The organism is Kitasatospora sp. NPDC001539 (genome assembly GCF_040298565.1).
Lineage (GTDB): Bacteria > Actinomycetota > Actinomycetes > Streptomycetales > Streptomycetaceae > Kitasatospora.
In genome coordinates, this window is sequence record NZ_JBEPAK010000085.1 from 1 (window position 1) to 26,514 (window position 26,514).

The 26,514-nt window shown below is 72.2% G+C and carries 17 protein-coding genes and 2 pseudogenes; 6 read left to right on the forward strand and 13 right to left on the reverse strand.

The features are described from left to right. From ABT247_RS15725 to ABT247_RS15755, 7 genes and pseudogenes are all read right to left on the reverse strand, one after another. The coding region (locus ABT247_RS15725; protein WP_350743093.1) for a non-reducing end alpha-L-arabinofuranosidase family hydrolase at nt 1–120 on the reverse strand (120 nt) is incomplete at its 3' end. Between the two features lie 20 nt (nt 121–140). Then, nucleotides 141–830: pseudogene (locus ABT247_RS15730) on the reverse strand (glycoside hydrolase family 11 protein); the annotation flags it as partial. Between the two features lie 419 nt (nt 831–1,249). Continuing rightward, on the reverse strand, nt 1,250–2,251 hold the full coding sequence (locus tag ABT247_RS15735) for a LacI family DNA-binding transcriptional regulator (RefSeq protein ID WP_350743062.1): 1,002 nt from the start codon (nt 2,249–2,251) through the stop codon (nt 1,250–1,252). A gap of 116 nt (nt 2,252–2,367) precedes the next feature. Continuing rightward, a complete protein-coding gene (locus tag ABT247_RS15740; protein WP_350743064.1) occupies nt 2,368–3,831 on the reverse strand; it encodes a glycoside hydrolase family 1 protein in 1,464 nt (487 codons plus the stop codon). Between the two features lie 41 nt (nt 3,832–3,872). Continuing rightward, entirely contained in the window at nt 3,873–4,730 is an 858-nt protein-coding gene (locus ABT247_RS15745) for a carbohydrate ABC transporter permease (protein WP_350743066.1), read from the reverse strand. A 6-nt stretch (nt 4,731–4,736) separates the two neighbouring features. Continuing rightward, a complete protein-coding gene (locus ABT247_RS15750) occupies nt 4,737–5,720 on the reverse strand; it encodes a carbohydrate ABC transporter permease (RefSeq protein ID WP_350743068.1) in 984 nt (327 codons plus the stop codon). Between the two features lie 57 nt (nt 5,721–5,777). Beyond that, complete coding sequence (locus ABT247_RS15755) at nt 5,778–7,148, reverse strand: ABC transporter substrate-binding protein (protein WP_350743070.1); 1,371 nt, start codon at nt 7,146–7,148, stop codon at nt 5,778–5,780. 294 nt (nt 7,149–7,442) lie between these two features. Between ABT247_RS15755 and ABT247_RS15760 the strand changes: the two genes are divergently transcribed. Next, on the forward strand, nt 7,443–8,477 hold the full coding sequence (locus tag ABT247_RS15760) for a LacI family DNA-binding transcriptional regulator (protein WP_350743072.1): 1,035 nt from the start codon (nt 7,443–7,445) through the stop codon (nt 8,475–8,477). Here the strand turns inward: ABT247_RS15760 and ABT247_RS15765 are convergent, their stop codons facing one another. Then, on the reverse strand, nt 8,478–9,974 hold the full coding sequence (locus tag ABT247_RS15765; RefSeq protein WP_350743074.1) for a cellulase family glycosylhydrolase: 1,497 nt from the start codon (nt 9,972–9,974) through the stop codon (nt 8,478–8,480). Between the two features lie 59 nt (nt 9,975–10,033). Continuing rightward, on the reverse strand, nt 10,034–12,055 hold the full coding sequence (locus ABT247_RS15770; protein ID WP_350743076.1) for a glycoside hydrolase family 6 protein: 2,022 nt from the start codon (nt 12,053–12,055) through the stop codon (nt 10,034–10,036). A 532-nt stretch (nt 12,056–12,587) separates the two neighbouring features. On the opposite strand from ABT247_RS15770, the gene ABT247_RS15775 reads away from it, so the two are divergent. Then, nucleotides 12,588–14,060 (forward strand): endo-1,4-beta-xylanase, encoded by a 1,473-nt coding sequence (locus ABT247_RS15775; RefSeq protein ID WP_350743078.1) that lies wholly within the window; start codon nt 12,588–12,590, stop codon nt 14,058–14,060. Between the two features lie 66 nt (nt 14,061–14,126). Here the strand turns inward: ABT247_RS15775 and ABT247_RS15780 are convergent, their stop codons facing one another. Beyond that, entirely contained in the window at nt 14,127–15,149 is a 1,023-nt protein-coding gene (locus ABT247_RS15780; protein WP_350743080.1) for a LacI family DNA-binding transcriptional regulator, read from the reverse strand. Nucleotides 15,150–15,354: 205 nt separating this feature from the next. Between ABT247_RS15780 and ABT247_RS15785 the strand changes: the two genes are divergently transcribed. From ABT247_RS15785 to ABT247_RS15800, 4 genes are read left to right on the forward strand one after another with little or no spacing between them, the layout of a single operon-like run. After that, nucleotides 15,355–16,647: an ABC transporter substrate-binding protein gene (locus tag ABT247_RS15785; protein WP_350743082.1), complete on the forward strand. Its 1,293-nt coding sequence runs from the start codon at nt 15,355–15,357 to the stop codon at nt 16,645–16,647. Then, nucleotides 16,644–17,540: a carbohydrate ABC transporter permease gene (locus tag ABT247_RS15790; RefSeq protein WP_350743085.1), complete on the forward strand. Its 897-nt coding sequence runs from the start codon at nt 16,644–16,646 to the stop codon at nt 17,538–17,540. The genes ABT247_RS15785 and ABT247_RS15790 overlap by 4 nt, the downstream gene beginning before the upstream one ends. Then, entirely contained in the window at nt 17,540–18,358 is an 819-nt protein-coding gene (locus tag ABT247_RS15795; RefSeq protein ID WP_350743087.1) for a carbohydrate ABC transporter permease, read from the forward strand. Before ABT247_RS15790 ends, ABT247_RS15795 begins: the two co-directional genes overlap by 1 nt. After that, a complete protein-coding gene (locus ABT247_RS15800) occupies nt 18,355–20,757 on the forward strand; it encodes a beta-xylosidase/alpha-l-arabinosidase (RefSeq protein ID WP_350743089.1) in 2,403 nt (800 codons plus the stop codon). Before ABT247_RS15795 ends, ABT247_RS15800 begins: the two co-directional genes overlap by 4 nt. Before the next feature lie 124 nt (nt 20,758–20,881). Here the strand turns inward: ABT247_RS15800 and ABT247_RS15805 are convergent, their stop codons facing one another. From ABT247_RS15805 to ABT247_RS15815, 3 genes and pseudogenes are all read right to left on the reverse strand, one after another. Continuing rightward, entirely contained in the window at nt 20,882–23,299 is a 2,418-nt protein-coding gene (locus ABT247_RS15805; RefSeq protein WP_350743095.1) for a non-reducing end alpha-L-arabinofuranosidase family hydrolase, read from the reverse strand. 219 nt (nt 23,300–23,518) lie between these two features. Then, nucleotides 23,519–26,140 carry an RICIN domain-containing protein gene (locus tag ABT247_RS15810; protein ID WP_350743091.1) on the reverse strand — a complete coding sequence of 874 codons (2,622 nt, stop codon included), beginning with the start codon at nt 26,138–26,140 and terminating at the stop codon, nt 23,519–23,521. A gap of 275 nt (nt 26,141–26,415) precedes the next feature. Next, a pseudogene (locus ABT247_RS15815) lies at nt 26,416–26,511 on the reverse strand (HAD family hydrolase); the annotation flags it as partial. Nucleotides 26,512–26,514: the final 3 nt, after the last annotated feature.

A 26,514-nucleotide genomic window follows, 5' to 3' on the forward strand; every position in this document is an offset into this window, starting at 1 on the left:
CTTGCCGGCGAAGGGGTTGTTCTCGGTGGTGGCTTGGGGGGTCCAGGGGCCGTTGAGGGTGGTGGCGGTGAAGGAGCGGAAGTAGCGGTGTTCGTCGGTGCCGCGGGCCTCGACGATCATGAGGTACTGGTTGCGGTCCTTGAGGAGCCCACGGTGATGTCGGAGCGGCCGCTGCTCCGGTAGCCCTCGGTGGCGAGGATCTCGTAGTTCATGGTGCCGAGGTTCATGCCGTTCCTGGCCCACGCGTCGAAGTGGTTAGCGACGGTGATCGTCCCGCCGGTCCGCCGGTCCCGACGGACGCTCCAGTACTGGTTGAAGGTCCTGATGCCCTCGATCGAGGGGGCGTTGTAGCGCGTCGTCTCGTAGATGTCGTAGGTGCCGCCGTCACTGGTGACGGTGCCCTTGTACGCACCGGTGGGCTTGTAGGAGCCGTAGTTGTCGACGATGTAGTACTCGACGAGCGGGTTGGTGCTCCAGCCGTAGAGCGACAGGTAGGCGTTGCCATCGGTGCTCCAGGAGCCCGAGTACGTCACCGGCTTGCGTGAGCCGGTGCCCCAGCCCTTGCCCGCGACGAAGTTGCCGGCGTTGTTCCAGGAGGTGCCGTAGCGGCCGCCGCCGTCCAGCGACATCGACACCGCACCGGTGCCCTCGGTCCAGAAGGAGTAGAAGTACCCGCCGTCCGTGCCGGTCCGGTTCGTCGTCACGGTGGCGGCGTCAGCGGTGCCGGGCAGGAGCAGGGCGGTCGCGAGGGCCGGCACCAGGAGTGGCGCTCGGCGGACGAACCGCCGGAAGCGCCCGGTCCTGCGGCTCGTGGGGTGGGGAGGATTCACGGGGGTGATCCGTTCTGCCGACGAGTGGGAACTCTGCGCTGCCGGTGACACCAGTGGATGGATGGGCCGGACGACGCCGCGCCGCAGCGCAGGGAAGAACGGCGCCAGTGTTGGCCTGCACTCGACAAGATGTCAAGACTTTCGGCGGAGTGAGCGAAAGGATCGGCGGGCTCCCGGGCCCGCCGTTCACGCCGGGAATTCCTGGTCAGGCCCATGGATCGGCGAGTGCGGCGGTGGCGTCGCCGCCCGGCCCTGCCCGGAACCGGCTGTAACTTTCACAGGTCGTTCGAAAGTTTCGCAGCGGCAGCCCGGCAGCCCGGCAGCCCTCGGCCACCAGCCTTCGCAGTCCAGTGGCGCGGACGCGCCGGCGCGCCGGCGGGCCCCGGTCATGAGCGGCGCGCAGAGCGGACCGAGCGCGTTCAGCCCGAGGCCCGGACGACCAGCCGGGTGGGCAGCACCACCGATTCGCCGGGTGCCGGGTTGCGCAGCAGCAACTCCAGGGCACGCGAGCCGAGTTCCTCCACCGGCTGGCGGACCGTGGTGAGCGCCGGGCGGCACCTGGCCGCGACGGGGGCGTCGTCGAAGCCGATCAGTGCCACGTCCTCGGGCACCCGCAGGCCGTGCCGTCGCAAGGTCCTGAGGGCGCCGGCGGCCATCTGGTCGGAGGCGGCGAACACCGCGTTCAGCTGGGGGCGCTGGTCCAGCAGCCACTGCATCGCGTGCTCGCCGGAGGCGCTGCTGAAGTCGCCGTGCGCCACGGCGGGCCGGAAGGCGAGCAGGGTGGCCATCGCGCGGTAGCCGGCCAGCCGGTCCGACCCGGCGGCGGTGTCCGGGGGCCCGGCGATGGTGGCCACCGAACGGCGCCCGGACGCGTGCAGGCGCCGCACCGCCTCCCTGGCACCGGTGAGGTTGTCCGCGTCCACGAAGGCCACCGTGCCCGGCTCCGGCGGTCGGCCCAGTGACACCACGGGCACCCTGGCGGCGTGCAGCAGGCGGACGAGCGCGGTGTCGCCCCAGGGGCCCACCAGCAGCACCCCGTCGACGTGGCCGCCGCACAGGTAGCGCACCAGTGGGGGCCGCCGGGAGCGCCTGGGGACCGTGAAGACGGCCAACTCCCGCTCCGCGCCGAGCGGGGAGCGCCGCAGGCCGGCCAGCAGCCGCGCCGGGAAGGAGTCCGCGTGGTACTGCCGCGGGTCGGCGAAGACCACGACGGCCACCACGCCGGTCTCCCCGGCACTGGGCGCCCGGCGGCGGACGTACGCCAGCTCGCGCACCGCCCGTTCCACCCGGGCCGCCACGTCGGCGGAGACCCGGGCGGAACGGTTCAGCACGCGGGAGGCGGTCGCGATGGAGACACCGGCCCGCCGGGCCACCTCGGCCAGGGTCGGAGCAGGGTCGTTGCTGGGGAAGGGCTGCGACATGGGGCCGTCCTGGATCGATCCTCGACACGGGAACCGCACCCCGAACCGTGCGCACCTGTTCACCCACCGCTGCCAGCTTCGGCGGTCGGCAGGGCCCCGTCAAGGGATCCGACCGCTCACCCGTCCAGGTCGGGCAGCGCGCCCCGGCGGATCACCTCCGCGTACCAGCGGGCACTGTCCTTGGCGATCCGGGCCTGGGTGTCGTAGTCCACGTAGTACAGGCCGAAGCGCTTGCCGTAGCCGTACGACCACTCGAAGTTGTCCATCAGCGACCAGAGGAAGTAGCCCCGCACGTCCGCGCCGGCGGCGATCGCCCGCCGGACGGCGCCGAGGTGTCCGCGCAGGTAGTCGATGCGCTGCGGATCGTGCACCGCGCCCTGCGGGGTCGGGAGGTCGTCGAAGGCGGCACCGTTCTCGGTGACCATCAGCGGCAGGCCGGGGTGTTCGCGGTGGAGGCGCAGCAGCAGGTCGGTCAGGCCGGTCGGGTCGATCGGCCAGTCCATGGCGGTGCGCGGGCCGGGCGCGCGGTGGAAGAGCACGTCGGCACAGCCGGGGAAGGGGGACTGGGCGCCGTCGCCGTGGCCGGCGTCGCGTGCGGCCACCGGGTCCGGGGCCGCGCCCTCCGGCAGGGCGGACACCACGGTGGGGGTGTAGTAGTTGACACCCAGCAGGTCGATCGGCCGGGCGATCGCCGCCGGGTCGCCGTCCTGGACCAGCGCCGCCCAGTCGACCAGGTGGTCCGTGTCGGCGAGCAGGTCGTCGGGGTAACCGCCGTCCAGCATCGGTCCGGTGAAGACGCGGTTGCCCACCGCGTCGATCCGGCGGACGGCCTCGCGGTCCGCGGCGGAGCCGGTGAGCGGGCGCACCTCGTGCAGGTTGAGCGACACGGCGATCCGCGCGTCCCGGGGCAGCGCCGCGCGCAGCGTCTCGACCGCGAGGCCGTGGCCGAGGTTGAGGTGGTGGGCCGCGCGCAGGGCGGCCGTCCAGTCGGCCCGGCCCGGGGCGTGCACGCCGGAGCCGTACCCCAGGAAGGCGGAGCACCAGGGTTCGTTGAGGGTGGTCCAGATGCGCACCCGGTCGCCGAGAGCCTGGGCCACGAGTGCGGTGTAGTCCGCGAACCGCCTCGCGGTGTCGCGGACGGGCCAGCCGCCCACGTCCTCCAGCTCCTGCGGCAGGTCCCAGTGGTAGAGCGTCACCGCGGGTTCGATGCCGTGCTCCAGCAGCTCGTCCACCAGGCGCCGGTAGAAGTCCAGGCCCCGTTCGACGGCGGGCCCGCGTCCGGTCGGCTGCACCCGGGACCAGGACACGGAGAACCGGTAGGCGCCCAGGCCCAGTTCGCTCATCAGCCGGACGTCCTGCCGGTAGCGGAGGTAGTGCTCGGTGGCCCGGTCGCCGGTGTCGCCGCCGGCGGTGCGCCCCGGGGTCCGGCTGAAGGTGTCCCAGATGGAGGGCGTCCGGCCGTCCACGTCGACGGCCCCCTCGACCTGGTAGGCGGCTGTCGCGGCTCCCCAGAGGAAGCCGGAGGGGAAGGCGGTGGCCGAGCTGTCGGCCGGGGCCGAACCGGTGTGTGCGGAAGTCATCGCTGGCTTCTCCGTTTCCGGTGAGTTGAGTGAACGGTACGTCAGTTCTTGACCGCGCCGGCCGTGATGCCGCTGACGACGTGCCTGCCCAGCAGGGCGAACACCAGCAGCAGCGGTGCGGTCCCGAGCAGCGAGCCGGTGAGGATGACGGCCTGGTCGGAGTCGTACGATCCGCCGCCGAGGCCGGCCAGCGCGACCTGGACGGTGGGATTGCTCTGGCTCAGCGCGATCAGCGGCCAGAAGAAGTCGTTCCAGGACTGCACGAAGACCAGCATGCCGAGCACGGCCATCCCGGGCCGGGCGATCGGCAGCACCACGCTCCACAGGATCCGCAGGCTGCTCGCGCCGTCCACCCGGGCCGCCTCGACCAGGTCGACGGGCAGCGCCTCGGAGAGGAACTGCCGCATGAAGAACACCCCGAAGGCGGCCACCAGGTTCGGCAGGATCACCGACTGCAACCGGTCGGTCCAGTGCAGCTGCGCCATGATCTGGTACAGCGGGATGACGCTCAGCTGGGCGGGCACGGTCATGGTCGCCACGACCAGGCTCAGCAGGGCGCCCCGGCCCCGGAACCGCAGTTTGGCGAAGGCGAAGCCGGCCAGGGTCGCGAACAGCACCGTGCTGGCGGTCACGCAGCTCGCCACGACCACCGAGTTGAGCAGCGCCCGGCCCATGTGGACCTGGTTCCAGGCGATGTCGAGGTTGTGCCACAGGCTTCCGCCGGGCAGCAGGGGCGGCGGGGTCCGGGCGATCCGGCTGCCGGAGGTCGAGGCGCCGACCAGGGTCCAGTACAGCGGGAAGAGGGACAGGACGGCGACGAGGACCAGCACCGCGTAGGTGAACGGCCCGGCTCCGGTGAGGCCCCGTGCTCCGGCACGGCGCACCGCTTTGACGGCCATCGGTGCTCAACCCCCGTTCCGGGCGCGGCGGATGCGGACCAGGCCGAGGTTGAGCGCGCCGATGGCCAGCAGGATCAGCAGCATCGTCCAGGCCACGGCGGCGGCCCGGCCGAGGTGGAAGGCGTACCAGCCCTGGTCGTACAGGTACAGGCCGAGGGTCTGGTACTGGTGGGCCGAGCCGCCGCTGTGACCGGTCGCCCCGCCGCCGAACAGCAGGGGCTCGCCGAAGAGCTGGGTGGCGCCGATGCCGGAGACGACGACGGTGAACAGGATGGTGGGGCGGATCGACGGCACCGTGACGTGTCGGAACTGCTGCCACCGGTTGGCGCCGTCGAGCGCCGCCGCCTCGTACAGGTCGGGCGGGACGGCCTGCATGGCGGCGAGGTAGATCAGGGCGTTGTAGCCGGTCCAGCGCCAGGTGACGATGGTGGAGACGGCGATCTGCGAGCTCCAGGTGCCGCCCTCCCAGTCGACGTGGCCGAGGCCCAGGTGGCCCAGCAGCCAGTTGATCATCCCGTAGTCCCGGCCGAACAGCAGCGTGAACACCAGGGTCGCCGCCGCGATCGAGGTCGCGTAGGGCGCGAGCATCGCGATCCGGAAGAAGCCCCGGCCACGCAGGCGGTAGTTGAGGAGGTGGGCCAGGCCGAGAGCCATCAGCAACTGCGGCACGGTGGACAGCACGCCGATGGTGACGGTGTTGCGCAGCGCGTTGCGGAACAGCTCGTCCTGGAACAGCCGGGTGTAGTTGCCGAAGCCGCGCCACTGCATCTGGTCGGGCGTCTGCAGGTCGACGCTGTGCAGCGACACCCAGCCCGTGTAGAGCAGCGGGAACAGGCCGAACGCCAGGAAGCAGACGAAGAAGGGCGCGACGTACAGGTACGGCGAGGCCTTCAGGTCCCACCGGTAGAGGCGGGTGCGCCAGGGGCGGGGAGGCGGGGGAGCGGGGCGGGGCGGGCCGGGGGCGGTGGCCGGGACGGCCTCGTCGAGCATGGTGGTGACCTCTCTGGAACACGGGGCCGTCCGGGCCCGGACGGCCGGGGTCGGCCGTCAGTCGCCGACCTTGTCGTCGATCTCCTTGACCGCGTTGCTCCACGCCTTGGCGGGGTCGCTCTGGTGCTGCTCGATGCTGAGCAGGGCGCCGTTGGTGAGGGTGTCCTTGACCAGGCCGTCCCACTCGCCGATCACGTTCGGCCGGATGGACTGCGCGGTGGCGGCGTAGATCCGGCCGGTGGGCGTGTCGCCGAAGAAGTCGAGCGTGGCGTTCTGCACCTCCGGCCGGTTCAGTGCCTTGAGGTTGGAGGGCAGGTTGCCGACCGTGGTGAAGACCTTCGCCTGCTGCTCGGGTGCGGTGAGCCAGGCGGCGAGCGCCGCGGCCTCCTTCTGGTGCTTGCCGGCCTTCGGCACGGCGAGGAAGGACCCGCCCCAGTTGCCGGCGGCCGGGGCGGTGGCGATGTCCCACTTGCCCTTGTTGGCGCTCCCGGACTTGTCGGCGACGATGGCCGTCATCCAGGACGGGCAGGCGACGGTGGCGAACCTGGAGTTGGCGAACGCCTGGTACCACGGGGTGTCGAACTGCTTGAGGCCGGCGCTGATCCCGGCCTGGATCGCGCCGGTGGCCAGGTTCCAGGCGTTCTTCACGCCGGGGCTGTCCTTGTAGGCCAGCCGGCCGCCGCCGTCGTCGTACTGCGTGGCGCTGGAGGACACCACGGCGTTGAACAGCCCGCCGGCGGAGTCGGTGAAGAAGGTCCCGGCGGGCGCCTTGGCCTGGTACTGCTTGCCGGTCTCCAGGAACCGGGCCCAGTCGCCCTGCCAGAGCTCGGCCACCTGGTCGCGGTCGGTGGGCAGCCCGGCCTGCTGGAACAGGTCCTTGCGGTAGCAGATCGCCATCGGGCCGATGTCGGTGCCGAGGCCGATGGTGCGGCCGTCCGAGGTGGTGGCCTGCTGGGACTTCCACGGCAGGAAGGCGTCCTTGGCGACCCCGTCGGCCTTGCCGAGGTCGACGAACTTGTCGGCCTGCTTCTTCACGATCTGGGCGATCCGGCCCACCTCGACCGCCTGGACGTCGTCCAGGCCGCTGCCGGAGGCGAGGTGGGTCTGCAGGGCGGGGTAGTAGTCGGTCTCCTGCTCGACGGTGTGCTCGACGATGGTGATGCCGGGATGCTCCCGCATGTAGGCGTCGAACAGGCCGGCCTGCTTGAAGCCGAACGTGCCGTAGTCACCGACGGTGAGGGTGATCCTGCCTCCGGGGGCCGCGCTGGTGGCGGAGCCGCCGCTGCCGCAGCCGGCCACCAGCAGGGCGCACAGGGCCGCGGTGGCGGTGCTCAGCAGGTGCCGGCGCGCCGTGCGCGCTCGGTTGGCGTGGCGTACGGGGAGCGTGGTGGCGGCTCTGCCGCCGAGGGTGGTGCCGGGGTTCCGCATGGCCGAATCTCCTTGTCCAGGTGGTCCATGGCTGCGCCGCGCAGGGGGCGGCCGGCGGTGCCGGGAGCTGTGAAGGCGTCCGCACAGGATGGGTGGGAGCGCTCCCACAGCGATGTGGGAAGATTGCTTCGCCGCGCGAGGAGTGTCAAGGGCGAGCAACGGGTCCGTTACCGGAACGTGTCGTCCGGCCCGCCTCGGCGCGGTCGCCGTAGCCGCGGCCATCGCGCTGCGGTGTCCGCCGTCCGCCGTCCGTCGTCTTCCGCCCGCCGTCCACCGCCCGCCAGGAGAGCGATCATGAGCCGAGCCGCAGAGCAGGAGCCCGCTGCCCGCCCCACCCTGGAAGCCGTGGCGGCGCGGGCCGGAGTGGGCCGGGGCACGGTGTCGCGGGTCGTCAACGGCTCGCCCAAGGTGAGTGCCAAGGCCCGCGCGGCGGTCGAGCAGGCCATCGCGGAACTCGGCTACGTCCCCAACCAGGCGGCGCGCTCGCTGGTCACGTCCCGGACGGACGCGGTCGCGCTGGTCATCCCCGAGAGCGTCGCGAAGCTGAGCTCCGAACCGTACTTCTCCGACATCATCACCGGAGTGTCCGCCGAACTCGCCGATTCCGACCTGCAGTTGCTGCTCGTACTGGTGCGCGACGAACGCGAGCGGGAACGGCTGGCGCGCTACCTCACCGCGCGCCGGGTGGACGGGGTGCTGCTGGTCTCGGTGCACGAGGACGATCCGCTCCCCGAACTGCTGGAGCGGTTGGAACTGCCCGCCGTGCTGGGCGGCCGACGCTCCGCCCAGGAGCCGCTGAGCTACGTGCACGCCGACAACGCGGGCGGCGCCCGGGCGGCCGTCCGGCACCTGCTGGCCCGGGGCAGGACGGCCGTCGGGACCGTCACCGGGCCGCTCGACATGGAGGGCGCCGCGGCGCGCCTGGCCGGCTACCGCCAGGCGCTCGCCGAGGCCGGGGTGCCGGCCGACGAAGGGCTCGTCGCCCACGGGGACTTCACCGAGCGCGGCGGCCGCGACGGCATGCGGGAACTGCTCGCCCGCCGACCCGGCCTGGACGCGGTGTTCTGCGCCTCTGACCTGATGGCGGCCGGTGCCCTGCGGGCGCTGCGCGAGGCCGGCCGCCGGGTGCCGCAGGACGTCGCCGTGATCGGGTTCGACGACTCCGTGGTGGCCCGGCACACCGACCCGCCGCTCACCAGTGTGCGCCAACCCACCGAGGAGATGGGCCGGTTGATGGTCCAGCTGCTGCTCGAGGAGATCGCCCGGCCGGGCCGGTTCCGCCGGCAGACGGTCCTGCCGACGGAACTGGTGGTGCGGGAGTCGGCGTGACTACGAGCCCGCGAGGTGGGCGCGGTAGCCGGCGCCGAAGGCCGTCGGCGTGCCGTCGTAGGAGCTGATCAGGGCGGGGCCGCTGCCGCAGTCCCAGGTGTTCCAGGCCCAGGCGAGGTAGGAGACGCCGTGCCGGTCCAGCCACGGCAGCAGGGTGTCCAGGTAGCCGTGCGCGCAGTCGTTCTCACCCAGTTCCCCGGTCACGACGGGCACGCGGGCCGCCAGCGGAGCGATCTGCGCGTCCCAGCAGGAGGCCGTGCCGCACGCGTTGAAGTTGTACGAGTGCCAGGAGGCGGCCAGGTTGTGCAGCGGGTCGGCCGGTTGGTACGAGGCCCACTGGCTGAGGTCGTTGGCGTACTCCAGGCCGCCCAGCAGCAGGACGTTGTCCGCGCCGGTCGAGCGGACCGCGTCGACCATCGCCTGCATGCCGGCGACCTGGTAGCCGATGCCGGGACAGCTGCCGCCGTCCCGCCAGCAGGCCCAGCCGCTGGTCTCGCTCCCGGTGGCGCGGGACGGGTACGGTTCGTTGAACAGGTCGAGCAGGGTCGCGTCGTCGCCCTTGAAGGTCCGCGCCACCGAGGTCCAGAACGGGAGGGCGCCGGCGGCGTCCGGCATGGGCTTCTGGCAGGTGGCGTTGGCGTCGGAGCAGCCGGCGGAGGGGCCGGTGTACGCGCCGTCGGTCCAGTGCAGGTCCAGGACGGCGACCAGGCCGTTGCGGTGCAGCAGGTCGACGTAGCCGCGCACCGCGTCGATGTAGGCCGGGCCGGCGTAGGCGGGGTCGACGTCGGAGTGGCCGAGCCAGCAGTCCTCGTTGAGCGGCACCCGGACGGCGTTGACGTGCCAGGCCTTGATCGCGGCGACGGACGTCTGGTCGGCCGGGCCGTCGAAGAAGCCGTGGCCCTGGACGCACATGAATTCGGCCCCGGAGCGGTTGACCCCGTGCAGGGTGATCGGGGTGCCGTCGGCCCTCACCAGCGTGTTGCCGGAGACGTGCACCGCAGGTGCCGGCCCGTCCGGGGCCGGGGTCGGGGTCGGGGTCGGCGTCGGCGTGGGGCTCGGGGACGGGCTCGGTGGCGGCCCGCAGGGGGTGCCGTTGAGGGTGAAGGCGGTGGGGGCGGTGTTGGTGCCGGTGTAGGAGAAGTTGGCGCTGGTGGTGTAGGCGGCGCCGGGGTCGATGGTGGGGGCGTAGGAGGGGTTGGTGACGGTGACCGTTCGCCCGGTCTGGGTCCAGGTGCCGTTCCAGCCGTTCTGGAGGGTCTGGTTGCCGGGGTAGCTGTAGCCGAGGGTCCAGCCGTTGACGGGGGTGGTGCCGGTGTCGGTGATGGTGACGTTGGCGGTGAAGCCGCTGCCCCAGTCGTTGACGGCGTACGTCACGCTGCAGGAAGGGCCGGCGGCGGGGGCCGCCGAGGCGGTGAGGGGGAGGACTGCCAGGGCGGCGCACGCGGCGGTGGCGGCCTCCAGCGCGGCGGTGGTGCGGCGAGGTGAAGTCCGGGGCATGCCGAGCTCCTCGGGAGTGGGGGCCGGGGCCGCCGGATGCGGCCCCGGCGGGGGAGGGGTCAGCTCGCGGTGCAGGTCAGGGACGGAGCGGTGTTGCCGCCCGAGTACGCCGCCTGGAAGCCGAAGCCGGTGCTGGCGTTCGGTGCCAGCGCGCCGTTGTAGGCCTGGCTGGTGGCCGTCACCGCGGTGCCGCTCTGGGCGGTGGTGGCGTTCCAGCTGTTGGTGATCTGCTGGTTGCCGCCCCAGCTCCAGGTGACCGTCCAGGACCTGGTCGCCGAGGTGCCCGTGTTGGTCACGGTCACGTTGGCCGTGAAGCCGCTGCCCCAGTCGTTGGCGACCGCGTAGGTGGCGGAGCAGCCGCTACTGCCACCGCCGCCGCCCGACGTCGCCGTGGTGGCGGTCACCGCCGCGGAGGCGGGGGAGACGTTCCCGGCCGCGTCCTGCGCGGTGACGGTGTACCGGTACGCGGTGGCGGGGGAGAGCCCGGAGTCCGTGTAGCTCGTGCCGGTCACGGTCGCGACCTTGGTGCCGTTGCGGTACACCGCGTAGCCGGTCACGCCCGCGGGGCCGGTGGACGCCGTCCAGCTGAGCGACACGCTGCTGGCGGTGGTGCCCGTGACGGTCAGCCCGCTCGGCGCGGTCGGGCCGGTGCCGGTGGAGCCGCCGAACGCCGGGTAGGCGTTCTGCACCAACTGCCGGAACTGGACGGGGAACCACTGCCCGGCCGGGATGTTGGACCCGGGGATGGCGTCGGTGGGGTAGGTGTTGCCGTTCCCGTCGGTCTGGGTGCCGTTCGGGTCGCAGTGCGGGTCGCCGTGCGGGTGGGAGGCGTCCGGGTAGTCGCCGTCCGACTCGCCCGGCGGCTTGACCCAGAGGAACGCGATGATCGGGCTGCCCGCGCCGTACGGCAGGGACTGCGGGCGGGCGCCGATGCCGGCGCCGTTGACGTTGCACCAGTCGCCGCGGAAGGGCTTCTGGTCGACCTTGTTGGCCGCGACGTACGCGTCCACCGTGGTGGGGGCGGAGTTGAGCGCGGTGGGCCGGGCGGGGCCGCCCCAGCCGTTGCGCGAGGTGTCGACCAGCATGCCGATGCTGCTCGGGAATCCGTTGGACACCAGGGTGGAGTACATCGCGTTGTCGTAGTGGTACTCGTCGAACGCGGGGTTGTACTGGTAGAAGTTGGCCGACTTGAGCGGCTGCCCGCCCACCGTCAGGTCGGGGTCGGTCAGGAACGGCTCGGTCAGCGGAGTGGTGTTGGCGGTGTCGCTGACGAAGCCGTCGACGCTGGCGAATCCGGCGGTGGTGGCCTGGGCGACCTTGGCGTACTCCCGGCCCGCGGGCACCATGTTGTTGGACCACCCGAGCCAGCCCGCGTGGCCGATGTCGAGGTAGTCGTACACGTTGGGGATCGCGTGCAGCTTGTTGAGCGCGTACTCGATGCCCGATTCGTAGTACGGGGTCGCGGTGGCGCAGGCCGGCTTGGACTGGTTGGTCACGGCGTTGGGCAGGGAGTCCGGCTCGATGATGGCCGCGACCCGGAGGCCGGCGTACTTCGGGTTGGCCAGGACGGCCGCGATCGGGTCGATGTACTGCGTCTCGTAGGTGGCCAACCCGGCTGCGGTGGCCGGGAGTTCCCCGTTGGAGGCGATGGCGGCGCAGTCCCGGCCCGGGAGGTCGTAGACGACGATCTGGAAGACGACCGGGGTGCCGCCCTGCTGCTGCTGGGCGAGCGCGTGGTCCAGGTGGGCCTGGAGGCCGAGGTGGCTGGCGTCGCCGGCGATCGCGCCGATGCGGTCCATCCAGACGGCGGTGGGGTTGGCGGCGACCTGGGACTCGAGGGCGCCGAGGGTGCCGCCGTCGGCGGCGGCCTGGGCCTTGACCTCGGCCGCGTAGTCGGGGTTGAGGTAGCCGGTGGCACCGGCGAACGGGTTGGCCACGTGGACGGCGGCTTGCGCGGGGGTCGTGCGGGCGGGCGCGGCGTGTGCCGGGGCGACGGCTCCGATGCTCGGCAGCAGGCCGGTGGCGCCGAGCAGCGCGGCGGCTGCTGCCGTGCGCAGGCGGCGCAGGACGGTTTGGGGCACGTCCGGGTCCTTTCGGATGGGTGGGGGTGCCTGACGGGATCGCCGATTCGGGTGGGAACGCGCCCAGACCGGGCGTGGCGATCCCCTGCACATCAAGCCAGGGCATGAGAAAGGCCGTCAATAGTCGCGGGAGCGCTCCCACAGGCCCGCTGAAACTTACACGCCGTCGAGCGGGACGCCCGGTGGGCTCCTGCGGTCAACCCGGGCAGCTGGGCGGCACACCCCGGCCCGGCCCGGACCCGGCCCTGCGGACCGCCGGCGGAGCGAGGGCCGGCACGGCTACAGCCGCCCGACATTCCGAAACATCGGCGAAACATTCAACTGCGTATTGACGCGTCCCGCACACTCCGAGTTACCTGGGGCACGCAGGAGCACCACCCACCCCCCTGGCGCCGTCCGCAGGACGGCTGCCGCCGTGCTCCCCTTCCCCGAATTCCCCGAACCGACGGCTGCCCGCCGTCATCGCTCGTGCGCCACGACCCGCCGACAGCGCGGGGCGCACGTCCCCCTGGAGCGACTCTGGAGGTCGACCATGCCTCTCCGAAGGATCCTGACCGGAATCCACCACGCCTGGGCCGCCGTCCTGGCCGTGGCACTGGTGCTCGCGACCGGCGCCCTGGCCGCGACGGCCCCGGCCGTGGCGGCCGGCGGCACGTTGAAGGCGGCGGCGGAAGCGAACGGCCGGTACTTCGGCACGGCCCTGACGGGCGGTGACCTCGGCGTCGCCGGGGAGACCGCCGTCGCCGGGGCGCAGTTCGACATGCTGACCCCGGCCAACGAGATGAAGTGGGACACGATCGAGCCGTCCCGCGGCTCGTTCGACTTCGGGCCGGGCGACCGACTCGTCCAGTTCGCCCGGACGCACGGCATGCGGGTGCGCGGCCACAACCTGGTGTGGCAGAACCAGCTCCCCGCCTGGGCCGCGAACCTGCCGCTGGACCAGGCGCGCTCCGCGATGGAGGCGCACATCACCGCCGAGGCCACCCACTACAAGGGCCAGGTGTACGCCTGGGACGTGATCAACGAGCCCTTCAACGGCGACGGCTCCTTCGTCCCGGACGTGTTCTACCGGGCGATGGGCGCCGAGTACTTCGCCGACGCGCTGCGCACCGCGCACGCCGCCGACCCGGGCGCCAGGCTCTACATCAACGACTACGGCATCGAGGGCGTGAACGCGAAGAGCGATGCGCTGTACGGCCTGGCCCGGACGCTGCTCGCCCAGGGGGTGCCGCTGGGCGGCATCGGGTTCGAGAGCCACTTCGTCCTCGGCCAGGTGCCCGCCGACCTGAGGGCGAACCTGCAGCGGTTCGCGGACCTCGGCCTGGACGTGGCCGTCACCGAACTCGACGACCGCATCCAACTGCCCGCCTCCGGCGCCGCGCTCCAGCAGCAGGCCGCCGACTACGCGGCGGTGGTCCGGTCCTGCCTGGCCGTCTCCCGTTGCGTGGGCGTGAGCCAGTGGGGCGTGGACGACGCGCACTCCTGGATCCCCGGGGCGTTCCCCGGCACCGGCGCCGCCACCATGTACGACGGCGGCTTCCAGCCCAAGCCGGCCTACTACTCGGCGCTCTCCGCCCTCGGCGGCTCGGGCTCCGGCAGCGGTGGCGGCACCACCGGTGAGCTGCGCGCGGTCGGTGCCGGCAAGTGCCTGGACGTGCCGAACGCCTCGACCGCGGCCGGCACCCAGGTGCAGATCTACAGCTGCTGGGGCGGTACCAACCAGATCTGGACGCACACCCCGGGCGACCAGCTGAGCGTCTACGACGGCAGCGGCCGACTGTGCCTGGACGCCTCCGGGCAGGGCACCGCCGCCGGCACCAAGGTGGTCGTCTGGCCGTGCAACGGCCAGGCCAACCAGCAGTGGCACCTCAACGCCGACGGCACGGTCACCGGCGTCCAGTCCGGCCTGTGCCTGGACGTCTCCGCAGCCTCCACCGCCGACGGCGCCCTGGCCCAACTGTGGACGTGCAGCGGCCGGAGCAACCAGCAGTGGACCCTCGGCTGACACCGTGAAGCGGCGCGGCCGAGGGGCCGCGCCGGGCCCGGTACGCTCCGGCCGCACCGCCTCGCACTACCGCCCCACCGCCCCGTCGGCCGTTCGCGGCGGGGCGGTGCTGCTGCGTTCGACCAGGCTGGTGGCCAGGTCCACCCGCAGGGTGCCGGGCCGCTCACCGCGGGCCAGGTCGATGACCAGCCGGGTCGCCGTCTCGGCCATCTCGGTCAGCGGCTGGCGCACGGTGGTCAGCGGCGGGCCCACCCAGCGCGCCAGCGGCAGGTCGTCGAAACCGACCACACTGAGGTCCTCCGGGATGCGCAGTCCCACCTCGCGGGCGGCCTCGTACAGGCCGAGCGCCTGGAGGTCGTTCCCGGCGAACACGGCGGTCGGGCGCTGCGGCAGGCGCAGCAGCTCCAGGCCGAGCCGGCGTCCGGACTCGTGGTGGAAGTCGCCCTCGCGGACGAGCTCCGGGTCGTACGGGATGCCCGCCATGTCGAGAGCCGCCCGGTAGCCGTCGGCCCGGGCCCGGCTGCACATCATCCGGGCGGGGCCGCCGATCAGGCCGATCCGGCGGTGGCCGAGGTCGAGCAGGTGCCGGGTCGCCGCGAGGCCGCCGTCCCAGTTGGTCGTGCCGACGGCGGGCACCTCCTGCCCGGGGTCGCCGGCCGGGTCCATCACCACGAAGGGGATGTCCCGGCGGCCCAGTTGCTCGCGCAGCGAGCGGTCCAGGTCGGACAGCACCAGCACCACACCGGTGGGGCGTCGGGCGAGCACGCCGTCCACCCAGGACTGGCCGGGGCCGTGCCCGGCGGACTCGGAGAGCACGATGCTCAGGCCCTCCTCGCGCACCGCGTTCTCCACGCCGCGGATCACCTCCACCGCCCAGGCGCTCTCCAGTTCGTGGAAGACCAGCTCCAGCAGCGGGCTCGCCCGGCGGTTGCCGCGCCGCCGCCGGTACCCGTGCCGGCGCAGCAGTTCCTCCACCCGCTCGCGGGTGGCCGGGGCGACGTCGGCGCGCCCGTTCAGGACTTTCGAAACAGTCGGTGCGGAGACCCCTGCTTCCTGGGCGATCTCGGCGAGCGTGGCCGCTCTGTTCACGGGTTCCTCCTGCACTGCCCCTGCTGGGCGGACTCCGTCGTGGATGGCTGTCGGGCACGGCCGCGGGCGGTCCGTACCGCACGGATGCTAGCCCCCGGGCGGGCCGGGCCGATCCCGTCCGCACTCTTGACTGGCAGTCAGGCCGGTTCTAGTTTTCCAGAACATTCGGCAACTTGCTCGAAACATTCGAAACAGAAGGCAGGATATGCGATCGAGATTCGCCGCGGTCACCCTGGTCACCGCACTCGTCCTGGGCACGTCCGCCGCCTGCGGCTCCGGCGGGGGCTCCTCCGGTGCCGGAGACGGGACGATCCACGTGCTGGTCTACGGTGACGCCGCCAACAAGGTCGAGAAGCAGATCGTCGACACCTTCAACCGGACCTCCAAGGTCAAGGCGGTGCTCGACACCGTCCCCGGCGCGGACTACCAGCAGAAGCTCCAGACCGTCATCAACACCCCGCGGGCCCCGGACGTCTTCTTCAACTGGGGCGGCGGCTCCATCCAGTCGTTCGCCAAGGCGGGGCTGCTGCTGCCGCTGGACGACTTCATCGCCAAGGACCCCGGCCTGAAGGACAACTTCCTGCCCGCGGTCTTCAACTCGGCGGTGATCGACGGCAAACCGTACGGAGTGCCGATGCGCGGCACCCAGCCGGTCCTGCTGTTCCACAACAAGAAGGTGCTCGCGGACGCCGGACTGACCCCGCCGAGGACCTGGGACGACCTGCTGGCCGCCACCAAGGTCCTGAAGGACAAGGGGATCACGCCGATCGCGCTCGGCGGCGGCGACCAGTGGCCCACCCTGATGTGGTTCGAGTACCTCTACGACCGGATCGCCGGCCCAGGCCTGTTCCAGCGGGCCCTCGGCGGCGACAAGGAGGCCTGGGCGAGCGAGGACAGCCGCAAGGCACTGGCCGCCCTCCGGCAACTGGTCGACGCCGGGGCCTTCGGGAGCAACTTCGACTCCGTCAAGTTCACCGACGGCGGCTCCCCGGCCCTGGTCGCCAAGGGCAAGGCCGCATTCGAGCTCATGGGCTCCTGGTACTACTCCACGCAGCAGGACGCCAACCCGGACTTCGCCACGTCGGGCCTGGGCTACGCCGCCTTCCCCGCTCTGAGCGGCGGCAAGGGGGACGCGGCCGACGTCGTCGGCAACACCAACAACTTCTACTCCGTGCTGAAGAGGACCAAGCACCCGGAGGCCGTCGCGGCGTTCCTCGAACTGATGTACTCCGACGAGTTCGTGAAGGCGCAGCTGGCCATCGGGAACCTGCCGACCACCACCGGTACCGAGAACCTCCTCGACCTCTCCGCCAGCCCCGCCTACTCCAAGGACCAGTACCGGCTGGTCAAGAGCGCCCCCTCGTTCCAGCTCTCCTGGGACCAGGCCTACCCGCCGAGCGCGATGACCCCGATGCACACCGCCGTCCAGGAGTTCTTCGACGGCAGGATCGACGCCGACGGCTTCATCAAGGCCATGCAGGCCTTGCCGGCCTCATGACGCGCCGCACGCGGCCCGGCGCGGAGGCGACCCGCCCGGGCTTCGTCTGGGCGCTTCCCGCGGCGGTGTTCTTCCTGCTGTTCGCGATCACACCGCTGCTGCTGGTCGTCGTGCTCTCCTTCACGAGCTGGGACGGCATCGGCGAACCGCGCTTCAACGGCCTGGACAACTGGAGCGCCCTGTTCGACGACCCGGTGATGCTCCGGTCCGTCTGGACCACCCTGCTGCTCACCGCCCTCGGCGTGCTGACCCAGACGCCCGTCAGCATCCTGCTGGGCGTCTGGGCCGCCGGACAGCAGCGCAACCGGGCCGTGCTCTCGGCGATCTACTTCGTGCCGCTGCTGCTCTCGGCGACCGCGGTCTCGGTGGTGTGGCGGGCCGTCCTCGACCCCAACTTCGGCGTACCGGCCCAGCTCACCGGGCTGTTCGGCGACGGCAACCTGCTCGGCAGCAGGAGCGGGGCGATCGCGGTGCTGACCTTCGTCGGCGTGTGGCAGTTCACCCCGCTGCACGCGCTGATCTACCAGGGCGGCGCCCGGGCCATCCCCCAGGTGCTCTACCAGGCCGCGGCCGTCGACGGCGCGGGCCGGGTACGGCAGTTCCTCCACATCACCCTGCCGCAGCTGCGCAACACCGTCATCACCTCGGTGATCCTCATGGTCGTCGGCGGCCTGACCACCTTCGACACGGTGCTGATCCTCACCCAGGGCGGCCCCGGCACGGACACCACCGTCACCGCCTACTACATGTACCAGAAGGCCTTCAAGGGCTTCGACTTCGGCACCGGATCGGCGATCGCGCTGGTCCTGGTGGCGGTCGCCACCCTGATCTCGCTCGCGGTGGTCCGGATCTCCGGCTACGACCGGATGCGCGGCACGGCGGAGGGGCTGTGATGCGCCGACGCCCCAACGTCCTGGCCGGGTTCGGCTCCCTGGTGTGGCTGCTGCTGGTCGGCCTGCCGCTGTACGTGCTGCTGATCGCCACCTTCCGCACCCGGGCGGACTACTCCACCGAGGGCCCGCTGACGCTGCCCGCGCAGTGGACCCTGCAGAACTACCTGACCGACCTCTCGAACGGCTTCGGCCGGGACTTCCTCAACACCCTGACCGTGACCGCCGGCGTGGTCGCCGTCGTGCTGGTGGTCGTCCCGCCGCTCGCCTACGCCATCGTGCGCGCCCGCGGCCGGGCGACCGGGTGGGTGTTCCGGCTGTTCCTGCTCGGGCTGGCGATCCCCGCCCAGGCGGTGATCGTGCCGATGTTCTTCGTCATCAGCCAGACCGGCCTGTACGACCACCTGATCGGCGTCATTCTCCCGACCGCGGCCTTCTGCCTGCCGGTCTGCACCCTGGTGCTGACCGGCGCGATGCGCGACATCAGCCCCGAGCTGTACGAGGCGATGGCGATGGACGGCGCGTCCCCGGCGCGGGTGTTCCGGCAGCTGGTGCTGCCGCTGTCCAAGGGCGGACTGTCCTCGATCACCGTCTTCGCCGCCCTCCAGGCCTGGAACGGCTTCCTCTTCCCGCTGATCCTCACCCAGTCCGACTCCACCAAGGTCATCACGCTCGGCCTGTACGAGTTCCAGACCGAGCACGGCGTGGACGTGCCCGGACTGCTCAGCGCCGTGGTGCTGTCCATGCTCCCCGTCTTCGTCGTCTACCTGTTCGCCCGCCGCGCCCTGGTCCAGGGCCTGACGGGAGTGGGAGGGAAATGAACGGCCACCGCACCCCCGGGCCCGAGCCCGCCTGGCGGGACACCACGCTCACCCCCGAGGCCAGGGCCGACGCCCTGATCGCCGCCATGACCCTGCGGGAGAAGACCGCCCAACTGGTCGGCGTCTGGGTCGGCGCCGACGCCGACGGCGACGAAGTCGCCCCGCACCAGACCGACATGGAGCCACCACCCGACCTGGACACCCTCCTGCCGTACGGACTCGGCCAGCTCACCCGGCCGTTCGGCACCGCCCCGGTCGACCCGGCGCTCGGCGCGCTCTCCCTGCTGCGCACCCAGCAGCGGATCGCCGCGGGCAACCGCTTCGGCATCCCGGCCCTGGCCCACGAGGAGTGCCTGGCCGGCTTCGCCGCCTGGGGAGCCACGGCGTACCCCGTGCCGCTGTCCTGGGGCGCCGCCTTCAACCCGGAGCTGGTCAGGGCGATGGCCGCCGCCATCGGCCGCGACCTGCGGGCCGTCGGGGTGCACCAGGGCCTCGCACCCGTTCTCGACGTGGTCCGCGACGCCCGCTGGGGGCGGGTGGAGGAGACCATCGGCGAGGACCCGTACCTGGTCGCCACCATCGCCACCGCCTACGTGCAGGGCCTGGAGTCGGCCGGGATCGTCGCCACCCTCAAGCACTTCGCGGGGTACTCCGCCTCCCGCGCCGGCCGCAACCTCGCCCCGGTGTCGATGGGCCCGCGCGAACGCGCCGACGTCATCCTGCCGCCCTTCGAGATGGCGGTCCGCGAAGGGCGGCCCCGCTCGGTCATGCCCGCCTACACCGACACCGACGGCCTCCCCGCCACCGCCGACGAGGCCCTGCTCACCGAACTGCTGCGAGAGAACTGGGGGTTCACCGGCACGGTCGTCGCCGACTACTTCGGCATCGCCTTCCTCGAGACCCTGCACGGCGTGGCCGAGGACCGCTCCGACGCCGCCGCACAGGCCCTGGCCGCGGGAGTCGACGTCGAACTGCCGACCGTCGACGCCTTCGGACAGCCACTGGCCGACGCCGTCATCAAGGGCACCGTCCCGGAGCGGCTGATCGACCGGGCGCTGCGCCGCGTCCTGGCCCAGAAGGCCGAACTCGGGCTGCTGGACCCCGACTGGAGCCCGGTACCCCCCGCCCTGGCCGGCGCCGACCTGAGCGACCCGGCGGCGCTGCGCGGCCTGGTCGACCTGGACCGGCCCGCCAACCGCGCGCTCGCCGCCGACCTCGCCGAGCAGGCCGTGGTGCTGCTGCGCAACGACGGCCTGCTGCCGCTGCGCGAACCACCCCGGATCGCGCTGATCGGTCCGAATGCCGACGAACCCACCGCGGTGCTCGGCTGCTACTCCTTCCCGGTACACGTCGGGGGACAGCACCCCGGGACCTCGCTCGGCATCGAACTCCCGACCCTGCGCGAGGCCTTGGCGGCCGAGTTCCCCGGCAGCGAGCTGCGGACGGTGCGCGGCGTGACGGTCGACGGCGGGACCGCCGGTACCGAGGAGGGCGCCGGCATCGCCGAGGCCGTGGTCGCCGCCCGGCGGGCCGACGTGGTGGTGCTCGCCCTCGGTGACCGGGCGGGGCTGTTCGGGCGTGGCACCAGCGGTGAGGGCTGCGATGCCGCCTCTCTCGAACTTCCCCGCCGACAGCGGCAGTTGATGGAGGCGGTGCTGGACACCGGCACACCCGTGGTGGTCACCCTGCTGGCCGGGCGGCCGTACGCACTCGGGCGGGCCGTCACCGAGGCGGCCGGGATCGTCCAGTGCTTCTTCCCCGGTGAAGCCGGGACGGCGGCGCTCGCGGGCGTGCTCAGCGGTCGGGTCAACCCGTCCGGGCGGCTGCCCGTCTCCGTCCCCGGCCACCCCGGCGTCCAGCCCTCCACCTACCTGGGCGCTCGGCTGGCCCAGGCCGGCGAGGTCTCCAGCACCGACCCGACGCCCGCCTTCGGCTTCGGACACGGGCTCGGCTACGGCGAGTTCACATGGTCCGATCCGGAGGTGCGGACCGGCGAGACCGGCACCGACGGGGAGTTCCGGCTCGCCTTCCGGCTCCGCAACACCGGCGACCGGGCGGGCACCGAGGTCGTGCAGCTCTACCTCCACGACCCGGTCGCCACCGTCGTCCAGCCGGTGCAGCGGCTGATCGGCTACCGGCGGATCCCGCTGGACGCCGGAGCGGGTTGCCGGGTGGAGCTGACCGTGCCCGCCGACCTGGCCTCGTTCACCGGCCGCGACGGCCGGCGGATCGTCGAACCCGGCGCACTGGAACTGCGGATCTCCGCCTCCAGCACCGATCCCCGCCTCACCGTACCGCTGCGCCTGACCGGTCCGGCCCGCCCGCTCGACCACACCCGCCGACTGCACCCGGAGATCACCGTTCACGACCTCCCGCCGGCTCCCGGCCCGTCCCGCTGACGCGGTCGGGCCGGGCACGGGCTGCGGGGGCGGGCCGTGCCCGGTCGCGATCGCCGTTGATCAGGCGTTCCAGGGCTTCAGCGTTCCAGGGATTCAGCGTTCAGGGCCTTGGCGCTTCACGGCTTCAGCGCTGGAGGGTGAGGAGGGCCGGCTGCCACGGGAGTTGGTCGTAGGGGCCGGTGGCGGTGGGGGGCTTGCCCTGGTAGAGGAGTTGGAGGTGGCAGGGGTCGATGGTCATGGTCTGGTCGGGGTTGTCGCGGATGAGGTCGCCGTGGCTGATGTCGTCGGTCCAGGTGGTGCCGCTGTTGGCCTTGCCGGCGAAGGGGTTGTTCTCGGTGGTGGCTTGGGGGGTCCAGGGGCCGTTGAGGGTGGTGGCGGTGAAGGAGCGGAAGTAGCGGTGTTCGTTAGTGCCGCGGGCCTCGACGATCATGAGGTACTGGTTGCGGTCCTTGATCTTGTAGACCTGGGGGGCTTCGAAGAGGTTCTTGTCGGTGTCGGTCATGACGGTGGTGTAGGTGGAGCCGAAGGTGGCGGGGAAGTTTCCGATGGGCATGGTGGCCCGGTAGATGGTGCCGTTGTCGCCGGCGAAGAAGAGGTACATGGTGGTGTCGTCGGCGATCAGGGTCTGGTCGATGGGGCCGGTGCCGGAGTGGGGGATGGTGCCGGTGAACAGGGGTTGGGGTGCGGACCAGCTGGTGGGGTTGGTCGGGTCGGTGGAGGTGCGGTAGGCGAAGGGCCATGGGCCCCATTGGTAGGCGAGGATCCAGATGTTCTTGGGTGCGAAGTAGAAGAGGGTGGGTGCGACTGCGGGTTGGTTCATGCCGGTCTGGCTGGTTGCGGCCATGTCGGACCAGTTGGTGAAGGGGCGGAACATCATGGAGCCGTAGGCGGAGCCGGTGACGTTCGAGGCGTAGACGAGGTGTTTGCCCTGGTACATGACGTGGGTGAAGTCCTTGACCGCGCTCCAGCCGTTGGCCGGCTTCGCGAGCGGGCCGGTGGAGGACCAGTGGTAGTCGGACGGAAGCGCGCAGGTTCCGGCCGGTGCGGGCGTCGTCGAGTTCTGCGCCGGGGCGGACGCCCCCGCCGCCCTCACGTTCCAGTGCTGGTTGGCGGCGCCCCAGGAGTCCCAGATCTGGACGGCGGTGCCGTTGGCGCTCTGGTTGCCGGGGGTCTCCAGCACCCGGCCGCTGGCGACGTTGGTGAGCGTGTAGGAGCCGTCACCGTTCCGGGTGGCCCTCCAGTGCTGGTTGGCGCCGCCGTTGGCCTCCCAGACCTGCATCCTCGTACCGTTGCCCGTCCGGCCGCCCGGCTCGTCCAGGACGCGGCCGCTGGCGAGGTTGGTGAAGGTGTAGGAGCCGTCGCCGTTCCTGGCGGCCCGCCACTGCTGGTTGGCGGCCCCGCTGGCGTCCCACACCTGGAGCGGGGCGCCGTTGCCGTTCTGCCCGGCGAACTCGTCGAGGACCCGCCCGGCGGCGCCCACCGCGGAGAGTGTGTAGACGGTGCCCGGGACGATGCCCCCGTCCGGCTCGCCGCCACCGCCGCCGGCGGCGCCGGCCAGGGCGGCGAGCACCGCGCCGTAGGCGGGCTTCCTGTTGCCGTTGCGGTCGAACAGCAGCGGGTCCTCGCCGGTGCGCCAGGAGTCGCTGTCGCGGATGCCCCACACGGTGATGCCCGTGCAGCGGGCGACGTGGAGGCAGTCCTGGACGGCACTGGTGTACGCGGCGGGGGACGCCTGGGCGCTGTCGAGTTCGGTGATCTGGACGTCCACGCCGAGTGCGCTGAAGCCGGCCAGGGTGGTCCGGAAGCCGGCCGGCGGCCCCCCGGCGCCGAAGTGGCTCTGGAAGCCGACGCAGTCGATGGGCACCCCACGGGACTTGAAGTCCTTGACCATCCGGTAGACGCCCTGGGTCTTGGCGGCGGACCAGTCCTCGATGTTGTAGTCGTTGTAGCAGAGTTTGGCCGAGGGGTCGGCGCTGCGGGCGGTGCGGAACGCCTCCTCGATGAAGCCGTCGCCCAGTACGTCCTGGAACACCGAGCTGCGGTGCCGGCCGCTGCCGTCGTCCGCGAACGCCTCGTTGACCACGTCCCAGGCGTAGATCCTGCCCTTGTAGTGAGCCATCTCCTGGGTGATGTGGTTGTCCATCACGCCGCGCAGGGTGGTGGCGTCGTTGATCGAGCGGACCCAGGCGGGCAGTTGGGAGTGCCAGACCAGGGTGTGGCCGCGCATCCGCTGGCCGTGCGCGGAGGCGTGGCCGACGATCGCGTCGGCGGGGGCGAAGTCGAACGACCCCCGGGAGGGTTCGGTGGCGTCCCACTTCATCTCGTTCTCCGGGGTGATCATCGTGAACTCCCGGTCGAGGATCGCGGAGTACGTCGAGTCCCCGAGCCTGCCCGAGGCCACGGCCGTACCGAAGTAGCGGCCGTCGGCGGCCGCCGCCTCCCCGAGCACGGTCGGCGCGCCGGGTTTCGACGTGAGCGCGGCCCGGGCGATCAGCGGTACGGCGGTACCCACGGCGGCCAGGGCGACGGAGACGGCGATCACCCGCCGGGTCGGCCGGCGGCGGCGATGAGCACGGTTCTGGTCTGGCAAGGGTTCGTCCCTTCGGTGGCGGGCCTCGGTCTCGGCCCGGTCGTCTGCCAGTTGCCGCCGCGCGTCGGAAGGTTGCCGGGATCGGCAGAGGAATTCCGGAGAGTTCCGTCAAACCCGCGGCGGGGCCGCGGGCAGGTCTGCCCGCGGCCCCGCTCAGGGAGGGAGTCGGCGTCAGGACGGGGTCCCGTACTGGAGCCCGCGTCCGTTGGTGCCGACGTACACGCGGCCGAAGGTGTTGGGGTCCCCGGTGATGGTGGGGTTGCCCGCGAAGTTGCCCCACTGGTGGGCGTCGTCGTTGACGCGGACCCAGCTCGCGCCCCGGTCGGTGGAGCGGAAGACGCCTGCGACGCCCTTCACGTGGCCGATCAGGTAGAGCGCCTGGTACGCGGTGCCGGGCGCGGCCTTGCCGAAGCCGAGGCCGGCGGCGGACTCCACCGAGGAGAGCGTGGTGAAGCTGCGGCCGCCGTCCGTGGAGTGCAGCAGCCCCTTCCCGCCGCCGGAGATCCACAGGTCACCCGCGACGCCGGGGACGGCGTTGAGCCGGCCGGCGGGCAGGTTGGTGGCGCGGGCGCCGAAGCCGGCGCCGCCGTCGGTGCTGGCGTAGAGCGTGCCGCCGACCAGCGCGTAGAAGGTCCCGGACGAGGCCCGGTCGGCGACGACGACGGCGTCGTTGCCCAGGCCGTTGACCCGCGACCAGCTCGCCCCCTGGTCGGTCGAGCGGTACGGGGCCTGACCGGCCGGGGTCCACACGATGCTGGAGCCGTCCGCCGCGATGGCGATGTGGCCGCTGTGGGCGCCGGGCACCGGCGCCGTCCTGAAGCCGTTCCAGTGGTGGCCGCCGTCGGTGGAGTAGCCGCCGCCCTGCTCGCCGCCCTGGCCGGTCCGGACCACCAGCGAGGGGGCGGACTGCGCGAAGTCGAGGGAACTGCCCTGGTAGATGGTCGGGTTGGTCAGCCGGTTGGAGGGCTCCTTGGTCACGTCGTCGTACAGGAAGCCGCCCTGGTCGCCCATCGCGGTGATGAGGGGGGCACCGCCGGGCAGGGAGATCGCGTCCGTCAGCGCCGTCTCCTCCAGCCCGCGGGCCCCGACGAACCAGTGGCTGGTGCCGCCGCCGTCGGTCGCGTCGGCGTCCTTGCTCGCCCAGATGCCGTTGCCGGTGCCGTACATCACGTGCCCGGAGTCGAACGGGTCGATGCTCAGGGCGGTCATCCAGTGCCCGATGCCGGTGCCCAGGTACGGGGCGGCGGAGGCGTCCCGCACCGACTTGTCGGCCAGGGCCTTCCAGGTCGCACCGCCGTCGGTGGAGCGGTAGACCTCGTCCTGGGGCCACCAGCGGTCCAGGGTGGTGACCATCACCGTGGACGGCTTCTGCGGGTCGACGGCCAGACCGGCGAACCCGTAGCTGCCCTGCGACGGCGAGATGTTCTTCCACGTCCCGCCGGACGGCGCGTACTTCCACACCGAGCCCGCCGTCACGTTGTTGGGGCCGGGCGCGTTGGAGTACGTCAGGTACAGCGTGCCGTCACCGGCGAGCACCCCGTGCTGCGGCATCTGGCCGGTGGGCTGACCGGGGACGGCCTGCCAGCTGTTGCCGCCGTCGGTGGAGCGGTAGAGGCTGGTCGACCTGTCGGCGACCCCGACGTAGATCGTGTTGCTGCCCGCCGGGCCGTACGTCACGAAGGAGATGCCGGTGCCGAAGCCCGCCCCGTCCCTGACGGGGAAGGAGGGGACCTGGTTCCAGGTCACGCCGGCGTCGGTGCTGCGCCACAGGCCGTTCTTGCGGGTGCCCAGCAGCAGGGTGTCGTGGTTCGCGGGGTCGATCACCAGGCGCTCGCCCGCGCCGCGGCCGTCCTCGTTGCCGCCCAGCTTGAACGGCAGGTCGGTGCGCTGGAAGGTGCGGCCGCGGTCGGTGGAGCGCAGGATCGCTCCGTTGCCGGCCCAGTCGTTGGTGTAGGTGCCCGAAGCGAGGTAGAGCCGGTCCGGGGCGACCGGGTCGGTGGCCAGCGATTCGATGCCCAGCAGGTTCCAGTCCTTCTCGCCGATCCAGTCGGTCAGCGGGATCCACTGCTCGGCCCCGGCGTCCCAGCGGTAGGCGCCGCCCATGTCGGTGCGCGCGTACAGCAGGCCCTTCTCCTTCTGGTTGAAGACCAGTCCGGTGACGTACCCGCCGCCCGCCACCGGGGCGTTCTGCCACACGTACGGCCCGCTCCCCGACGGCTGCGCCCCGCCCACCTTCACCAGCTTCCACTGCTGGTTGCCGCCGCCGTGGCGGGGCCACTGGATGACCTGTGCGCCCCGGGCCTCGGAGGCCCCGGACACGTCCAGGACCTGACCGCTGCGGCGGGAGGTGAAGGTGACGGCGCCGGAACCGCCCACGTCGTCGATGCGCCACTGCTGGGCGGGCGAGGAGCTGTCCGTCTGCTGCTCGGCGACGGCCGCCCGCTCGGTCGAGCCGCCCGCTATGCCCAGCACCTTGCCGCTGTTGCGGTTCACCAGCTCGTAGTAGCCGTCCCCGGTGGGCCTCAGCCGCCACTGCTGGTTGGCGGTGTCCTGGTCGGTCCACTGCTGGATGCGGGTGCCGTCGGCGGTGGAGAAGGCGTTGACGTCCAGCACCTGGCCGCTGCGGACGGAGACCAGCCGGTAGTAGGCGTCGCCTTCGACCGTCGCGGCCTGCGACTCCTGGTGGACGAACAGGTACGAGGCGGCGGCGACGGGCACGGCGATCAGCACGGCGGTGGCGCTCCAGCGACGGCGGTGACGCCCGCGGCGCCTGCCGTTCGTGGGGTTGCTCATGGGTAGACGTTCTCCTTGCGAACCGGTCACGAGAGACACGAGAAGGGCGGATCCGACCACCGGAACCGGCCGGACCCGCCTCCTTGTGGTCGCGGACGCCGCAAAGGTTGCCGCGCGCCCGGGACTTTCTCGGCGGCCGTCGTCGGTGCGTTCTCGGGGATGCCGGCCGAACGGGGGTGCCGATGGCGGAGCGGCCGCGCGGCGGACGCCCACGCCGGGCCGGTCTCGGCGCCCGGACCCCCCGCGTCCGAACCGGACGACGGCGCCCGCTCGTTCGAGCCCAGCCGCACCAGCACCCGGACGGCGATCACCTCGCTGTCCACCAGGACGCCGTCGCAGTCGAATATCACCAGCTCTGTCGGCTTGATCATCGA

What these genes read in the sequence shown, in the direction of transcription:
- ABT247_RS15735 (WP_350743062.1), bottom strand. Translation starts at nt 2,251, where the DNA reads ATGTCGCAGCCCTTCCCCAGCAACGACCCTGCTCCGACCCTGGCCGAG.
- ABT247_RS15740 (WP_350743064.1), bottom strand. Translation starts at nt 3,831, where the DNA reads ATGACTTCCGCACACACCGGTTCGGCCCCGGCCGACAGCTCGGCCACC.
- ABT247_RS15745 (WP_350743066.1), bottom strand. Translation starts at nt 4,730, where the DNA reads ATGGCCGTCAAAGCGGTGCGCCGTGCCGGAGCACGGGGCCTCACCGGA.
- ABT247_RS15750 (WP_350743068.1), bottom strand. Translation starts at nt 5,720, where the DNA reads ATGCTCGACGAGGCCGTCCCGGCCACCGCCCCCGGCCCGCCCCGCCCC.
- ABT247_RS15755 (WP_350743070.1), bottom strand. Translation starts at nt 7,148, where the DNA reads ATGCGGAACCCCGGCACCACCCTCGGCGGCAGAGCCGCCACCACGCTC.
- ABT247_RS15760 (WP_350743072.1), top strand. Translation starts at nt 7,443, where the DNA reads ATGAGCCGAGCCGCAGAGCAGGAGCCCGCTGCCCGCCCCACCCTGGAA.
- ABT247_RS15765 (WP_350743074.1), bottom strand. Translation starts at nt 9,974, where the DNA reads ATGCCCCGGACTTCACCTCGCCGCACCACCGCCGCGCTGGAGGCCGCC.
- ABT247_RS15775 (WP_350743078.1), top strand. Translation starts at nt 12,588, where the DNA reads ATGCCTCTCCGAAGGATCCTGACCGGAATCCACCACGCCTGGGCCGCC.
- ABT247_RS15785 (WP_350743082.1), top strand. Translation starts at nt 15,355, where the DNA reads ATGCGATCGAGATTCGCCGCGGTCACCCTGGTCACCGCACTCGTCCTG.
- ABT247_RS15790 (WP_350743085.1), top strand. Translation starts at nt 16,644, where the DNA reads ATGACGCGCCGCACGCGGCCCGGCGCGGAGGCGACCCGCCCGGGCTTC.
- ABT247_RS15795 (WP_350743087.1), top strand. Translation starts at nt 17,540, where the DNA reads ATGCGCCGACGCCCCAACGTCCTGGCCGGGTTCGGCTCCCTGGTGTGG.
- ABT247_RS15800 (WP_350743089.1), top strand. Translation starts at nt 18,355, where the DNA reads ATGAACGGCCACCGCACCCCCGGGCCCGAGCCCGCCTGGCGGGACACC.
- ABT247_RS15810 (WP_350743091.1), bottom strand. Translation starts at nt 26,140, where the DNA reads ATGAGCAACCCCACGAACGGCAGGCGCCGCGGGCGTCACCGCCGTCGC.